At 63.7% G+C, this 15,634-nt stretch carries 15 protein-coding genes and 1 tRNA gene; 5 read left to right on the top strand and 11 right to left on the bottom strand.

The window, feature by feature from the left end:
- Window positions 1–164: 164 nt before the first annotated feature.
- On the bottom strand, window positions 165–1,466 hold the full coding sequence (locus IL54_RS16050) for a PAS domain-containing protein (RefSeq protein WP_037476862.1): 1,302 nt from the start codon (window positions 1,464–1,466) through the stop codon (window positions 165–167).
- Between the two features lie 153 nt (window positions 1,467–1,619).
- On the opposite strand from IL54_RS16050, the gene IL54_RS16045 reads away from it, so the two are divergent.
- The 4 genes from IL54_RS16045 to ligA all read left to right on the top strand — a co-directional run bounded on the left by IL54_RS16045 (window position 1,620) and on the right by ligA (window position 5,314).
- A tRNA-Thr gene (locus IL54_RS16045) sits at window positions 1,620–1,695 on the top strand.
- A gap of 166 nt (window positions 1,696–1,861) precedes the next feature.
- Entirely contained in the window at window positions 1,862–2,185 is a 324-nt protein-coding gene (locus IL54_RS16040; RefSeq protein ID WP_037476861.1) for a DUF6481 family protein, read from the top strand.
- Between the two features lie 128 nt (window positions 2,186–2,313).
- Window positions 2,314–3,021 (top strand): hypothetical protein, encoded by a 708-nt coding sequence (locus IL54_RS16035; protein ID WP_037478924.1) that lies wholly within the window; start codon window positions 2,314–2,316, stop codon window positions 3,019–3,021.
- Between the two features lie 175 nt (window positions 3,022–3,196).
- The gene (ligA, locus tag IL54_RS16030; RefSeq protein ID WP_037476860.1) at window positions 3,197–5,314 is read left to right on the top strand and encodes an NAD-dependent DNA ligase LigA; all 2,118 of its coding nucleotides are present in this window, start codon (window positions 3,197–3,199) and stop codon (window positions 5,312–5,314) included.
- Window positions 5,315–5,465: 151 nt separating this feature from the next.
- Here ligA and IL54_RS16025 read toward each other — a convergent pair whose 3' ends face one another.
- The 9 genes from IL54_RS16025 to map all read right to left on the bottom strand — a co-directional run bounded on the left by IL54_RS16025 (window position 5,466) and on the right by map (window position 14,123).
- On the bottom strand, window positions 5,466–6,251 hold the full coding sequence (locus IL54_RS16025) for a phosphoadenylyl-sulfate reductase (RefSeq protein ID WP_037476859.1): 786 nt from the start codon (window positions 6,249–6,251) through the stop codon (window positions 5,466–5,468).
- Entirely contained in the window at window positions 6,244–6,684 is a 441-nt protein-coding gene (locus tag IL54_RS16020; RefSeq protein ID WP_037476858.1) for a DUF934 domain-containing protein, read from the bottom strand. Before IL54_RS16020 ends, IL54_RS16025 begins: the two co-directional genes overlap by 8 nt.
- Before the next feature lie 98 nt (window positions 6,685–6,782).
- A complete protein-coding gene (locus IL54_RS16015; RefSeq protein ID WP_037476857.1) occupies window positions 6,783–8,414 on the bottom strand; it encodes a nitrite/sulfite reductase in 1,632 nt (543 codons plus the stop codon).
- A 3-nt stretch (window positions 8,415–8,417) separates the two neighbouring features.
- Complete coding sequence (locus IL54_RS16010) at window positions 8,418–8,714, bottom strand: DUF2849 domain-containing protein (protein WP_037476856.1); 297 nt, start codon at window positions 8,712–8,714, stop codon at window positions 8,418–8,420.
- A complete protein-coding gene (gene cobA, locus IL54_RS16005) occupies window positions 8,711–9,499 on the bottom strand; it encodes a uroporphyrinogen-III C-methyltransferase (RefSeq protein WP_037478923.1) in 789 nt (262 codons plus the stop codon). The genes IL54_RS16010 and cobA overlap by 4 nt, the downstream gene beginning before the upstream one ends.
- Before the next feature lie 84 nt (window positions 9,500–9,583).
- Window positions 9,584–11,017 carry a succinylglutamate-semialdehyde dehydrogenase gene (gene astD, locus IL54_RS16000; protein WP_037476855.1) on the bottom strand — a complete coding sequence of 478 codons (1,434 nt, stop codon included), beginning with the start codon at window positions 11,015–11,017 and terminating at the stop codon, window positions 9,584–9,586.
- Window positions 11,018–11,172: 155 nt separating this feature from the next.
- Window positions 11,173–12,585 (bottom strand): type I glutamate--ammonia ligase, encoded by a 1,413-nt coding sequence (glnA, locus tag IL54_RS15995; RefSeq protein ID WP_037476854.1) that lies wholly within the window; start codon window positions 12,583–12,585, stop codon window positions 11,173–11,175.
- Between the two features lie 129 nt (window positions 12,586–12,714).
- Window positions 12,715–13,053: a P-II family nitrogen regulator gene (locus tag IL54_RS15990; protein ID WP_037476853.1), complete on the bottom strand. Its 339-nt coding sequence runs from the start codon at window positions 13,051–13,053 to the stop codon at window positions 12,715–12,717.
- Between the two features lie 242 nt (window positions 13,054–13,295).
- Window positions 13,296–14,123 (bottom strand): type I methionyl aminopeptidase, encoded by an 828-nt coding sequence (gene map / locus IL54_RS15985; RefSeq protein WP_037476852.1) that lies wholly within the window; start codon window positions 14,121–14,123, stop codon window positions 13,296–13,298.
- 79 nt (window positions 14,124–14,202) lie between these two features.
- Here map and IL54_RS15980 point away from each other — a divergent pair, with 79 nt between their 5' ends.
- Window positions 14,203–14,964, top strand: a complete 762-nt coding sequence (locus IL54_RS15980; protein ID WP_037478921.1) for a competence/damage-inducible protein A — start codon at window positions 14,203–14,205, stop codon at window positions 14,962–14,964.
- 16 nt (window positions 14,965–14,980) lie between these two features.
- Here the strand turns inward: IL54_RS15980 and IL54_RS15975 are convergent.
- On the bottom strand, window positions 14,981–15,634 hold a 654-nt coding region (locus tag IL54_RS15975; protein WP_162182249.1), incomplete at its 5' end, for an RNA methyltransferase.

The following is a 15,634-nucleotide window of genomic DNA, read 5'->3' as shown; positions in this document are numbered from 1 at the left end:
GTGGAATAAAGTTTCTGAAAATTGAAATAATATGATGATGCACCATAACTGCTTCGGACGGCGACTATCGGCCCGGCCCGATGGCATGTCGAGCGGGTTTAGGGGATATTTTCCAGTATTTTGCTGCGCGTTGCGGGCGATGGGTGCGCGCCCATGCCGTCGGATCAGCGGGCGGCGGCGAGGATCACCTTCTGCCCCAGGTCCGAATCCTGCGGCAGCGCCGCGACCAAGGCGAGCGATCCGTCCGCTTCGCGCCGGGCGATGACGACGGCCAGGCCATCGGCATCGGTGGCGATGGCATCCGGCGCGAGCGCGCTGGCGGCCTGCATCGCGGTGCGCGCCTTGTGGCGACGGTCGGGGCGGGGCGGCGCTTCGGCGCGGCGCAGCGCGCGTTCGTCGCGAACCAGCGCCTTGAGGCCGCCAGTGTAGCTGGCGAGATAGTCGGCGAGCGATCCGACCCCCAGCCCCGTCGCCCAGCCATGGTCGAGCGCGGTCGCATATTCGGTGATCCGCGTCTTGTCATAGGTGCCGCCGAAGACGAGCTTGATGATCGCCGTCATCGGGCTGCGCGCTTGCACCTTGAGGCCGTGGTCGGCCAGCAATGTGGCATAATCGTCCGGGCGGGCCTTTGCCACCAAGGCGAAGTCATAAGCGAGGCCGATGGCGCGATAGAGGGCGGCGTGGCTGCGCGCTTCGCTGACGCGCACCCGTTCCGCGCCGTCGCGGGCGATCGCCAGCCAGTCGGCGAGCGGCGCTTCTTCGTCGGGCGCTTCCATGCCGGACAGGTCGAGAATTTCGTCGTTATCCTGCGCGTGCGCGGGGGCGGGCGTTTCCGTCTGGGTCGGGCCATCGGCCCAGATTGCGGTCGTCGGGCCGGGTAGCGGCGCGGTGCGCAGGGCGTCGCCCACTTCCTCTTCCAGCGCGGCGCGCATCGGGGCGTTGGCCAATTCCTTCCAGTTGATCACGCCGAACACGAAATCGATCGTTTCATCGTCGGACGAGAAGGGCATCAATATGCCGCGATAGAGGATGTCCGATCCGCGCTGGTTGACGAATTCGGCCTCGAAGCCGATCGGCGCGGCATTGGCGATGATCTGGAGATAATGGTCGGTCAGCCGCGACACGAGCGAGCGGGCGGGCACGTCATCGATATAGGTGATCGATCCTTCGATCTCGCATTCCTGCCGCAACGCGGTGCCGAGATACACGACCGAGGGGTTTTCGAGACCGGTGCTGAAATCGAGCAGGATGCTGTAGGGGCCGAAATCGTCCAGTTCTTCAGGTGCGAGATCCTCGATCGAGGGCAAGGCGCGGTCGCCCAGCAGCGAGGCCCAATAATTATAGGCCCGCACCTGCATCCGCCGTTCGTCGGACACCACCATCAGCGGCGCGTCGATCGCGGCGTCTTCGCTATGGTCGACGTCGTCCCGGTCGTTGGCGACATCGAGTCCCCATAGAGTGTCCATTCGGCCTGTCCCTAAAACAGATAAAAGCGCTTCATCTGGGACTCGACAGTGGCAGCGGATGGTAAATTTGGGGTGAACAGGGGCGCGGATGTGCGCTTTCGTTGAAAAGCCCGCTTGTCCTGCGCCCCAACCGCTGTTATCTGCCCGCCGCAAGCCGCTTTAGCTCAGTTGGTAGAGCATCGCATTCGTAATGCGGGGGTCACAGGTTCGAGTCCTGTAAGCGGCACCAGTCCTTTGGCCTTGCTGGCCGGGATATCCCCTGTGGAAGCGCGTAAATATCGTCCCGCGTGGGTTCTTCCAGGCGGGTGGGCTTTTGGGTGCGGGCCAGGGACGCTTGCTGGATTTCCGCCAGACGGCTTGCCGCATCGCGACATTGACAGGATTAAGACGAATTTATGCGAGGATATAGAGAACCCGGTTTTCAGGACAGGGTCGCCGCGGCCAAGGATGCCAAGACGAAGGCGCTGGAAAAGCTGAAGGCCAAGCCGCCGGTCGATGAAGCCGAGCAGGCCGAGAAGCTGGCGAATCGCCTGGCCAAGGAAGCGGCTGCGCGCGAACGGCGTGAAGCCAAGCTGCGCGAGAGAGAAGAAGCCGAGGCCGCGCGCAAGGCCGAGCGCGAGGCGGCGGCCGAGGCTGCGCTGCCGCCGCCAGCCATGACGGAAGCTGAACGCAAGGCGGCGCGCGATGCCCGCTATGCTGCACGCAAGGCCCGCAAGTAAGATAAGGGCGCGGGGCGGCTGTCGGCTACATCGCTGCCCGCCCTGCGCCGTTGGCGGCCGCATTTGAAGGATGATTTCTGGACCAGTTGCACAGTGCCCATGCGCCGATCTATCGCGCTGACCCCGTCCTGCCTTTACATGCCGACCCTTATGCGGCGGACTCTTCCCATCCGATCGAAATCATCGATATCGCCGAGATTCCCGGCGGTGGGCAGTTGCGGCTGCTGAAAAGCGGCGCTGATTTTTCGATCCAATTCGGGTCGGAAGAATTGATGGGCAGTTGCGACCATGTGTCGGAAGAGGCGCTCGCACGGCTGACGTGCGAGCGGCTGGCCGATAATGATGGGCAGGTGCTGATCGGCGGGCTAGGCATGGGCTTTACGCTGGGCGCGGCGCTCGATGCCTGGTCGCCGCGCGCGGCCATTATCGTGGCGGAACTGGTGCCCAAGATCGTGGAGTGGGCCAGGGGACCGTTGGCGCATGTCTTTGCCGATCGTCTGTCCGACCCGCGCGTCACGATCGACGTCGCCGATGTGCATGATGTGATTGCGGCGGCCAGCGATCGGTTCGACGCGATCCTGTTGGATGTCGATAATGGCCCTGACGGGTTGATCCAGGCCGAAAATGAGCGGTTGTATTGCAATTGGGGGCTGCGCTCCGCTTATGGCGCGCTGCGATCCGGGGGCGTGCTGGCGATCTGGTCGGCCTATCCGGCGCGGGGCTTTGACCGGAGGCTTGAACGGGCGGGCTTTGCCGTCGAGGCGGTGCGGGTGCCCGCTTATGCTGGTAGCACCGACGATGATCATCATATCTGGTTTGCGAGGAAGGTGGCGTAGCTGAGGGCTACACGACCATAGCGCGCCGTCGTTGACGGCATCGACCGAACATGCTGATACGAAAAATACATGAAATAGGGTGCTCCCGCAAAAGCGGGAGCCTAGGATGCACCGCAGGACGTTCGACCCTGGACTCCGGCTTTCGCCGGAGTACGACAACAGTTAAAGCATCTTCATGATCGATCCTGCTACCCTGTCCGACGCCGATGCTGCCAACCGTTTGATGCGCCTGGCGCGCGAGGTGGCGAAGCATAATCGGCTTTATCATGACGCGGACGCGCCGGAGATTAGCGACGCGGCCTATGATGCGCTGATCGCGGAGAACAACGCGCTTGAAGCGGCGTTTCCGCATCTGGTGCGGGCCGATTCGCCCAATGCGCAGGTTGGGGCGGCGCCGACCTCGGCGCTCAAGAAAGTCGCGCATGCGCAACGGATGATGAGCCTCGACAATGGCTTTGCCGATGCGGATATCGCGGAATTTATTGCGCGGGTCCGGCGTTTTCTGGCGTTGCCGGAGGATGCGCCGGTGGCGTTGACGGCAGAGCCGAAAATCGATGGCCTGTCCTGTTCGCTGCGCTACGAAAAGGGCGAACTGGTGCTGGCCGCGACGCGGGGGGACGGGGCGACGGGCGAGGATGTGACCGCCAATGTCCGCACCATCGCTGATATTCCCGATCGCCTGACGGGCGAAGCCGTGCCCGACCTGTTCGAGGTGCGGGGCGAGGTCTATATGGCCAAGGCGGATTTTGCCGCGCTCAACGCCCGGCTGATGGCTGAGGCGGACGAACCGGAGAAGGCGCGGCAATTTGCCAATCCGCGCAATGCCGCCGCCGGATCGCTGCGGCAGAAGGATGCGAGCGTGACCGCCAGCCGTCCGTTGCGTTTCCTGGCCCATGGCTGGGGCGCGCATAGCGATTTGCCCGCCGATACGCAGCTTGGCGTGATGCAGGCGATTGCGGCCTGGGGATTGCCGGTGTCCGACATGCTGGTGCGGGTCGAGACGCTTGAGGCGCTGCTCGCCCATTATCGCGGGATCGAGCGGGCGCGGGCGGACCTGCCGTTCGATATTGATGGGGTGGTGTATAAGGTCGATCGGCTTGATTGGCAGCAGCGGCTGGGCTTCGTCGCGAAAGCGCCGCGCTGGGCGATCGCGCATAAATTCCCGGCTGAACGCGCACAGACGACGCTGGAGGCGATCGACATTCAGGTCGGGCGTACCGGCAAGCTGACCCCGGTGGGGCGGCTGACCCCGGTGACGGTGGGCGGCGTGGTGGTGTCCAATGTAACGCTGCACAATGCCGATGAGATTGCGCGGCTGGGCGTGCGGCCGGGCGATCGGGTCGTGGTGCAGCGGGCGGGCGATGTCATCCCGCAGGTGGTCGAGAATTTGAGCCGCGACGAGGCGCGCGCGCCCTATATCTTTCTGGCGCAATGCCCGATCTGCCAGAGCGAGGCGGTGCGCGAGGAGGGCGAGGTCGATTATCGTTGCACTGGCGGGCTGATCTGTCCGGCGCAGCGGTTCGAGCGGTTGCACCATTTCGTCAGTCGCGTGGCGCTGGACATCGAGGGGCTGGGCGAGAAATCGATCCAGGAGTTTCTGGACCTGGGCTGGATCACTGAACCGGCCGATATTTTTCGCCTGAAACACCATCGCGCCGAACTGGTGGGCCGCGAGGGGTGGAAGGAAAAGTCGGTCGACAATCTGCTCGCCGCGATCGAGGCGAAGCGCGCGCCCGATGCCGCGCGGCTGCTGTTCGGGCTGGGCATCCGTCATGTCGGCGCGGTGACGGCGCGCGATCTGTTGAAGCGCTACACGACGCTGGAAGCGGTGCGCGCGCTGGCGCAGGAGATCATGGCGCTGCGGGAGGCGGCGCCGGAGGGCGAGACGCAGGCCAAGCGCGACAAGGCGATTGCCGAACATATCGGGGTGGAGAATGTCGGCGCGGCGGTCGGCCATGCGCTCGCCGATTTCTTCCATGAGCCGCATAATGTGACGGCGTGGGAGGATCTGCTGAGCGAAGTATCGCCGCCGCCTTATGTGGTGGAAACCACCGCCAGCGCGGTGACCGGCAAGACGATCGTGTTCACGGGCAAGCTGGAGACGATGAGCCGCGACGAGGCCAAGGCGCAGGCGGAGCGGCTGGGGGCCAAGGCGGCGGGATCGGTCAGTGCCAAGACGGACCTGGTGGTCGCGGGGCCGGGGGCGGGGAGTAAGCTCAAACAGGCGAGTGCGCTGGGGATCGAAGTGATCAGCGAGGAGGCCTGGGCGGAGATTGTCCGGGCGGCGGGTTAGCTGAAAATAACCCGTTCGTGCTGAGTAGAGACTGAGCTTGTCGAAGGCTCATATCGAAGCATCAAGCGATGCGCCTGATCCTTCGATATGCCATTTCGACTTCGCTCAATGGCTACTCAGGACGAACGGAGTTTGTTGGCGGCAACCAAGCTCAGAATACCGGCATGTTGGCCGGGTCTTCCGGGTCGACCACAGGGATAGGCGTGACGGGCGAGTGGATGCCGCATTCGACCTTGTCCCAGCCGCGCCAGCGGCCTGCGCGCGGGTCTTCGCCGGGCAGTACTTTCGACGTGCAGGGTTCGCAGCCGATCGAGAGATAGCCTTGCGCCTCCAGCGGGTGGCGGGGCAGGGCGTGGTCGGCGAAATAGACCTCCAGATCATCCTTGGTCCAGTCGCCCAGCGGGTTGATCTTGAGCCGCCCGTCCTCGACCTCGAAACGGGGCAGGTTCTGCCGGGTGACCGACTGGAACGCCTTGCGCCCGGAAATCCAGGCGTCGAGGCCATCCTTGGCGCGCTTCAACGGTTCGACCTTGCGGATTTCGCAGCAGCCGTCGGGATCATAGGACCAGCGTAGGCCGGTCTCGTCCTTCTTGGCGATCACCTCGGCGATCGGCGTCACGGTGCGGCTGTCGGTGAAGCCGAAAGCATCCATCAGCGTGTCGCGATAGGTGAGGGTTTCGGCGAACATCTTGAGCGTATCGACGAAGATCACCGGCACGGTCGGGTCCGCCTGCGCCACCAGGTGCAGCAGCACCGCGCTTTCGGTGCCGAAGGACGAGACGACCGCGACATTGCCGGCCAGCCCCTCGGCAAAGACGGTCTTGAGCATGTCCAGCGTGCCCACACCCTCGAACCGCGCGTTGAGTGCGTCCGCATCCGCCTGAACGAAGGCGGGGCGGGTGTCGATGATGTCGAGCGTGCGGGCGGCTTCAGCCATTCTGTGTCTCCGGGTGTCGCTTGGCCCAAATGGGCGCGCGGCCATCGATCGTCTTTTGATAAACGTCTGCATAGCGGGTGAGCGCGCGATCGACGGCGGCATCGTCCAGCGCCTTGGCCGGGTGGAAGCTGTCGAAGCCGCAGCGGCGCATGGCGACGATCTGATCCACCAGCACGTCGCCCACGGCGCGCAATTCGCCCTGATAGCCCGCCTCGCGCAGGATGCGCGCCGCCGAATAGCCGCGCCCGTCGCCAAAGCCGGGGAAATTCACCTCGACCAGCGAGATGCGATCGAGGTGCGGCAGCAGTTCGCGGGCGTCTTCGCCGGGTTCGATGCGGACGGCGGTGGCGTTGGACTGGCCGGTGAAGGCTTCGACCGTCACGGCGGGTTCCTGCGTGGATTCGCCGTCGCGGAAGGAGAGAAATTCAACCATGACGAAAATCTCCGTTCGTTTCGAGCGCAGTCGAGAAACGAGAAGCGTGCCCTAGCCGTGTCTCGACTTCGCTCGACACGAACGGCTGTTGCTTATGATCAACCATAAATCGCCTCCTTGAAGGGCGTCATGCCGATGCGGCGATAGGTGTCGAGGAAGCGTTCGCCATCGGTGCGTTCCGCCAGATAGATGTCGGTGACCTTTTCGATCGCATCGACCACGCCATCTTCGGAGAAGCCGGGGCCAGTGATCTGGCCGAGCGAGGCGTCCTCCGCGCCGGAGCCGCCGAGCAGCAGCTGGAAATTCTCGACGCCGCGCCGGTCCACGCCCAATATGCCGATATGCCCGGCATGGTGATGGCCGCAGGCGTTGATGCAGCCCGAAATCTTGAGCTTCAATTCGCCCAAGTCCGCCTGCCGCTCCGCATCAGCGAAGCGCGCCGCGATCTTCTGCGCCAGGGGGATCGAGCGGGCATTGGCCAACGCGCAATAGTCGAGGCCTGGGCAGGCGATGATGTCGGTGATGAGGTCGAGATTGGCTTCGGCCAGGCCCGCCGCCGCCAGCTTCTGCCAGATGGCGTAAAGGTCCGCCTTCTGCACATGGGGCAGGACGAGGTTCTGCGCATGGGTGACGCGCAGTTCGTCGAAGGAATAGGTCTCGGCGAGGTCCGCCACCAGCGCCATCTGCTCGGCCGATGCATCGCCGGGGATGCCGTCGATCGGTTTCAGGCTGATATTGACGATCGCATAGCCGGGCACCTTATGCGCCGCGACCTGCCGGTCGAGCCAGAGCGCGAACGCCCGGTCGCTGCGGTCGATCGTGTCGGACAGGCCGCTTTCATAGGCAGGCGGCGCGAAAAAGGCGCGAATGCGGGCCAGTTCCTCTACCGGCGGGTTGAGGCCCAGGGTCCGCATATGGGCGAACTCTTCCTCGACCTGGCGCTTATATTCCTCGACGCCGATCTCATGGACCAGGATCTTGATCCGGGCTTTGTATTTGTTGTCGCGGCGGCCGTAGCGATTGTAAACGCGCAGGCAGGCTTCGAGATAGGAAATGATCTCATCCTCGGCCACGAAGTCGCGGATCAAGGGCGCGACCATCGGGGTGCGGCCCATGCCGCCACCGGCATAGACTTCCGCGCCGACGACGCCGTCACGCTCGACCAGTTTGAGGCCGATGTCGTGCAGGCGCATCGCCGCGCGATCATCGTCGGACGCGATCACCGCAATCTTGAACTTGCGCGGCAGATAGGTGAATTCCGGGTGGAAGCTCGACCATTGGCGCAGCAATTCGGCCCAGGGGCGGGGGTCCGCCACCTCGTCCGCGCTGACGCCGGCATATTGGTCCGAGCTGATGTTGCGGATGCAATTGCCCGATGTCTGGATGGCGTGCATCTCGACCGTCGCCAGTTCGGCGAGGATATCGGGCGCGTCGGCCAGCTTGATCCAATTATATTGCAGGTTCTGGCGGGTGGTGAAATGGGCATAGCCCTTGTCATATTTGCCCGCAATCTCGCCGAGCTTGCGCATCTGCGTGCCCGACAATGTGCCATAGGGGATGGCGACGCGCAGCATATAGGCGTGGAGTTGCAGATAGAGGCCGTTCATCAGCCGCAGTGGCTTGAACTGATCCTCGGTCAGCGCACCGGCGAGGCGGCGCTCTGTCTGATCGCGAAATTCCTCGACGCGGGCATCGACGATCGACTGGTCATAGCTGTCATAACGATACATGGTTCAGATCACCCAGTTGCCGGCATCGGCATCGTTCGGTTTCAGGGTCAGGTCGGGGCGGACGGTCGGCCCCAGTGCGCGGATGCGATCCTTGATATGGGCGGGGCGCACGCCGTCGTCGGTGATGGTCGCGTCGATGACATAGGCACCCACGACGCGCAGCGCCGCTTCCTCGGCACGGGCGAGGTCGTCGCCCTGCGCGCCGACATCAGCGGCATCGCCCACCTGGCGCGACCAGCCATCGCCCGCCCACCAGATGACGTCGCCCGATGCCAGATCATTACCCGTCAAAATCTTCACGAACGCATCTCCGCCCCATTACTCTGTCTTTGTGCCCAGCCGACCAGCACATCTTGCGCCAGGGCATGGCTCGCCACATCGCCTACCACGATCAGCGCGGGGCTGATCACGGCTTCGCGTTCCACCATGTCGCCCAAGTCGGCGAGCAATGTGCGCAATGTGCGCATGTCGGCGCGCGTGCCATTTTCCAGTACCGCGACCGGCAGGTCGGGCGATACGCCATCGGCGATCAGCTTGTCGGCGATCTGCGCGGCGGTCGCCACGCCCATATAGATGACGAGCGTGCGGCCCTTGCCAGCGAGGCCCGACCAGTCCTGATCGGTCAGCCCCTTGCACTGGCCCGCGACGAAGGTGACGGCGCTCGACGCATCGCGGTGGGTCAGCGGCAATTGCGCCTGTGCGGCGGCACCGATGGCGGCGCTGATGCCGGGCACGACTTCGACCGGTACGCCCGCCGCGCGGCAGGCATCGACTTCCTCGCCGCCGCGACCGAAGATGAAGGGGTCGCCGCCTTTCAAGCGCACCACCGCTTCGCCCGCCAGCGCGCAGCGGACCAGCAGCGCGTTGATCGCGTCCTGCGGCATCGAATGGCGGCTGCGCTGCTTGGCGACCGAGATGAGTTCGGCGTCGGGCGAGGCGAGCGCTAGAATTTCGTCCGACACCAGCCCGTCATGCACGATCAACCGCGCGTCGCGGATCAGGCGCACGGCCTTGATCGTCAGCAGTTCCGGATCGCCCGGACCCGCGCCCACCAGGTGGACGGTAGCAGGTGAAGTGTCAGCCATGCTTGCCATGTGGCCAAAGCGAGGGGCGAGTTCAATTCAGAATGCATATGGGCGGGGGTAGGAAATGTTTTGGCGGGGGGCGGATCAGTCGCCCATGGCGCTGACGTCGATGTCCTTGAGGCCCACGCCGATCGCCGCGCGGGGGGTTTCTATTTCCGCCGACACGACCGGATAGGCGCAATAGTCCGCCGCATAATAGGCGGTGGGCCGGTGGTTGCCCGAAATGCCGACGCCGCCGAACGGGGCGGCGGAGGAAGCGCCGTTGGTCGGGCGGTTCCAGTTGATGACGCCCGCGCGGACATTGGCCCAGAACTGATTATACTGATCGGGCGATCCGCCGATCAGCGAAGCGGACAGTCCATAGCGGCTGCTATTAGCCTTGGCGATGGCATCGCTGAACTCGGCGACGCGGACGACCTGGAGCAGCGGGCCGAACAGTTCGACATCGGGTGGTTCAGCCATCGCGGTCACGTCGATGATCGCGGGGCTGAGGAAAGGCAGGCCTTTTTTGGGGCGCACCATATGTTTGATCGGTTTGCCGCCATTGCTCATCAGCCAGAGGAAACTTTCGGTCAGGCCGTCGGCGGTCGCATTGTCGATGACTGGCCCCATATAGGGCGTGGGGGTGGCATGGGGGTGATCGACGATCAGCCGGTCAGCCAGTTTCTTGACCTCCGCTATGAACCTGTCCGCAATACTGTCCTTGACGATCAGGCGGCTGGCGGCGGTGCAACGCTGGCCACTGCTGAGGAAGGCGGACTGGACGACCAGCACGGCGGCGGCGTTGATTTCGGGCGTATCCCACACGACGATGGGGTTGTTGCCGCCCATTTCCAGCGCCAGGATCTTCGATGGCTGGGCCGCGAACTGGCGGTTGATCGCGATGCCGGTCTGGGCGGACCCGGTGAACAATATGCCGCCGACATCGGGATGGGCGGCGAGCGCCTTGCCCGTGTCCTGTCCGCCGAGCAGCAGGCGCAGCGCGTCGAACGGGACGCCCGCCTCATGATAGAGTTTGACCAGCATCTCGCCGACCGCCGGGGTCTTTTCGGATGGTTTGAAGACGACCGCATTGCCCGCCAGCAGGGCGGGAATGATATGGCCATTGGGTAGGTGGGCGGGGAGGTTATAGGGGCCAAGCACCGCCATCACGCCATGCGGCTTGTGCCGCACCGATTGTCGCGCGCCCAAGGCCGCTTCCAGCCGCTTCTGTCCGGTTCGCTCTGAATAGGCAGCGACCGAGATATCGACCTTCGCCATTACCGCGCCCACTTCGGCATGGGCATCCCATAGAGGCTTGCCGGTTTCGCGCGCGATGAGGTCCGCCAGCGCATCCTCGTTCCGGCGCACGACATTGACGAAGCGGCGCAGCGTTTCGATGCGCACCGCGATGGGTTGCGCCGCCCAGCGCGGCCAGGCGGCACGAGCACGCGCGACCTCCGCCTCCACGTCGCCCGCCTCACCCTGCCAGAGCAGGACGCCGGTGGCGGGTTCATAGGACGTGAGCGGCGTGGTCATACGACGCTGATATGGGGTATAAAGGTTAAGGAAGGAAGGGTGGTGGATGGGGTTGCGATGGGTGGAGTGCCGTGTTCACCACTCTGTACGCCAAAGCAAAAGGCCCGGCCGCTGCTAAGCGACCGGGCCTTTTGCGTGAAGTAGGACTGAAAGGATCAGCCGCTATAATACATGTCGAATTCGACCGGCGACGGCGCCATTTCCCAGCGATACACTTCGGGCCACTTCAGCTCCATATAGGCGTCGATCTGGTCCTTGGTGAACACGCCGCCCTTGAGCAGGAAGTCCTGATCCTTTTCCAGGCTTTCGAGCGCTTCGCGGAGCGAACCGCAGACGGTCGGCACCTTGGCCAGTTCGACCGGCGGCAGGTCGTACAAGTTCTTGTCCATCGCTTCGCCGGGATGAATCTTATTCTCGATCCCGTCGATGCCTGCCATCAGCAAAGCGGCGGTGGCGAGGTAGGAGTTGGCGAGCGGATCGGGGAAGCGGAATTCGACGCGCTTCGCCTTGGTACCGGCACCATAAGGGATGCGGCACGAGGCCGAGCGGTTGCGCGCCGAATAGGCGAGCAGCACGGGCGCTTCGAAGCCCGGCACCAGACGCTTGTAACTGTTGGTGGTCGGGTTGGTGAAGGCATTGAGCGCCTTGGCATGCTTGATCACGCCGCCGATGAAGAACAGGCAGGTTTCCGACAAGCCGGCATAGCCGTCACCGGCAAAGGTGTTCTGGCCCTTGTTCCAGATCGAGATATGCGTGTGCATGCCCGACCCATTGTCCGCCTTGATCGGCTTGGGCATGAAGGTCGCGGTCTTGCCATAGGCCTGGGCGACCATCTTCACGACGTACTTGTAGATCTGGATACGGTCGCAGGTTTCGACGAGCTTGCCGAAGGTCAGGCCCAGCTCGTGCTGGCTGCCCGCGACTTCATGATGATGCTTGTCCATGGGCAGGCCCATTTCCATCAGCGTGGTCACCATTTCGGCGCGGATGTCGGTGGTCACATCGACCGGGCCGACCGGGAAATAGCCGCCCTTGGCGCGCGGGCGGTGGCCCATATTGCCGCCATCATAGCTGGTGCCGGTGTTGGTCGGCAGTTCGACATCGTCCAGCTTGTAGAAGGACGAGGCATAGGTGTTGTCGAATTCGACGCTGTCGAACATGAAGAATTCGGGTTCCGGGCCGATATAGACCGTGTCGCCGAGGCCAGTCGACTGCAGGAACATTTCGGCGCGCTTGGCGGTCGAACGGGGGTCGCGCGAATAGAGCGAGCCGTCGAGCGGCTCGACGATGTCGCAGACCAGGATCATCATCGGCGTCGCGCTGAACGGATCGAAGAAAACCGCGTCCAGATCGGGCTTGAGGATCATGTCCGATTCGTTGATTTCCTTCCAGCCCTCGATCGAGGAGCCGTCGAACATCAGGCCGTCGGTCAGTTCATCTTCGCCAATGACGTTGGCGCACATGGTCAGGTGATGCCAGGTGCCCTTGGGATCGGTGAAGCGGACATCGACCCATTCGATCTCCTTTTCTGCGATCATCTTCAGGATGTCTTTTGGCGTATTGGCCATGTGCAGTTGCCCTTCTCTCAAAATACCCCCCCGAAGGGGTAAGGTGGATGCCCATCATGTTCCGGTCCGCGAAGAACCGAGCAGAAACTTACATAGTGCCAGCCTGAAAGTCGGGCTGGCGCAGAACCATCAGATCGCGTCGCTGTCCCGCTCGCCGGTGCGGATGCGGACGGCGCCCTCGATGTTGGAAATGAAGATCTTGCCGTCGCCGATGCGGCCGGTCTGCGCGGCGGCGCAGATCGCTTCGACCACACGGTCGGCCAGCGCGTCGTCGACGACGACCTCCAGCTTCACCTTCGGCAGGAAATCGACGACATATTCGGCGCCGCGATAGAGTTCGGTATGGCCCTTCTGGCGGCCAAAGCCCTTGGCTTCGGTCACGGTGATGCCCGACACGCCTACTTCGTGGAGTGCTTCCTTCACCTCGTCCAGCTTGAACGGTTTGATGATCGCTTCGATCTTTTTCATCACTCGTAATCCCAACCATGACGCCCGACAGGATACGGTCGATCCGCATCCTTCTCTCCCGTGCGAGAGACGAACATCATGCCCCCCTTGGCCTGCGTCGTCCCTCTTTTTCTTCAATTACCGTGCCAAGTGGCGAATCGCCAGGATATGCTTTCGGCGATGCCGCAATCTTTGTCCATATTGCCCGGATTCAGGGCAATTTCCTGTGGTGCTGCCCGTTTTTTAAGCAGCAATCGGGCTGCTTAAAGATAGGGCGGCGCGTCGAGACCGGCGGGGCTTTTGGTGAAAATCTCGCAGCCGGTTTCGGTGATGCCGATACTATGTTCGAACTGGGCCGACAGGGTGCGGTCGCGCGTTACCGCCGTCCAGCCATCGTCCAGCATCTTCACGCCCGCCTTGCCGATGTTGATCATCGGTTCGATGGTGAAGAACATGCCGGGCTTTAATTCGGGGCCAGTGCCGGGGCGACCGACATGGACCACCTCCGGGCTGTCATGAAAGACGCGGCCTAGGCCATGGCCGCAAAAGTCGCGGACCACGCCATAGCGGTGCTTTTCGGCATGGCGCTGGATCACCGCGCCGATGTCACCCAGATGATTGCCGGGCTTGGCCTGTTCGATACCCAGCATCAGGCATTCATAGGTCACCTCGACCAGACGGCGCGCCTTGATCGGCGCTTCGCCCGCGATGAACATGCGGCTGGTGTCGCCATGCCAGCCATCGACCAGGGGGGTGACGTCGATATTGACGATATCGCCATCCTTGAGTCGATAGTCGCCGGGGATGCCATGGCAGATGACATTGTTGATCGATGTGCAGCAGCTATGGGTATAGCCGCGATAGCCCAGCGTCGCGGGCACGCCGCCGCCGTCCAGCGTCATGCGCCGGACGATGTCGTCCAGTTCGCCGGTGGTGACGCCGGGCACGACATGCGGTACCAGCGCGTCGAGTATCTCGGCGGCGAGCCGTCCGGCCTTGCGCATGCCAGCAAAACCGGCTGCGTCATACAATTTGATCGCAGTCGAGCGGGAGATCGGCGCGTCCGCCGTCATCGTCATATATTCGGTCATGACATGACTATAGGGGCAGATGCGCGATAATGCGAGAGGGCGGCTAGGCAGCGCGACCCGTGCAGGCTATGCAGCCGCCATGGCCGATACCACCCGCATCTGGACCGCAGCGCTGATCGTGATCGGCGACGAGATACTGTCTGGCCGGACCCAGGACAAGAATGTGGCGCAGATCGCGCTGTGGCTCAATGTCCAGGGCATTCGCCTGCGCGAAGTGCGGGTCGTCGCCGACGATCAGGACGCGATCGTCGAGGCGGTCAACATATTACGGGTACGCAACGACTATCTCTTCACCACCGGCGGCATCGGGCCGACTCATGACGACATCACGGTCGATGCGATCGCGGCGGCGCTGGGCGTGGCGGTGGAAATCCATCCGCAGGCGCGGGCGATGCTCGCGGGCTATTATGAAACGCGTGGCGGGCTGACTGATGCGCGGCTGCGCATGGCGCGGGTGCCTGCGGGGGCCAGCCTGATCGAAAACCGCATGTCGGGGGCGCCCGGCATCCGGCATGGCAATATCTTCATCATGGCGGGCGTACCGCACATCACCGCCGGGATGCTCGACAAGCTGACGGGGACGCTGGAGGGTGGCCTGCCGGTGCAATCGGCGACGGTCGGCTGCTGGGTGGCGGAAAGCGAGATTGCCGACCTGCTGGGCGCGACCGAACGCGCGCATGAGGGCTGCCAGATCGGCAGTTACCCCTTCTTCCGCGAGGGTCGGACGGGCGCGAATTTCGTGGTGCGATCGACCGATACCGAACGGCTCGATGCGTGCGTTACGGCATTGTCCGAAGGCCTGGAAGCGGGCGGCTGGCCCGTGACGGCCGGGGGCATCTGAAAACCCGCGCCGCCGGTCAGCGTTCGCGCGGCCGGTTGAGGTGCGAGATCACCCCGCGCAGCGTCCGTACCTCCAGATGGTTCCAGCCCGGCTTGGTCAGCAGGTTGCGCAGCGTCAGCTTGGTCGCGGGGGCGCGGTCCGGCGGGAAGAAATAGCCGACCTTTTCGAGCAGCGTCGTGAACTGGTCGATCATGCCCTCCAACTCCTCCTGCGGCGCGGGGACGCCTAGGTCGGTGATGGTGGGCTGGGCGAGGTTCGCCTGTTTCGACCATTCATAGGCGCACAGGATGACCGCTTGCGCGAGGTTCAAGGAGCCGAATTCCGGGTTGATCGGAACGGTCAGGATTTTGCGGGCGAGCGCGACATCCTCGGTCTCCAGCCCGGAGCGTTCGGGGCCGAAAATATAGGCGCAGCGGCCCTGGGCGGCATGGATTTCCCGCGCGGCCTCTTCGGGCGTGACCACGGGCTTGGTGACGCCGCGTTTGCGGACGGTCGTGGCATAGACATGGGCGCAGTCGGCGACGGCATCGGCCAGCGTTTCGTAGACTTGGGCCTGATCGAGGATGAAATCCGCGCCCGCCGCCGATGGGCCGGCGTCGGGATTGGGCCAGCCGTCGCGGGGCGTGACAAGGCGCATCTCGGTCAACCCGAAATTAAGCATTGCGCGCGC

This window comes from Sphingobium sp. ba1 (assembly GCF_000743655.1).
Taxonomy (GTDB): domain Bacteria; phylum Pseudomonadota; class Alphaproteobacteria; order Sphingomonadales; family Sphingomonadaceae; genus Sphingobium.
This window is presented reverse-complemented; position numbering and strand designations above follow the sequence as displayed.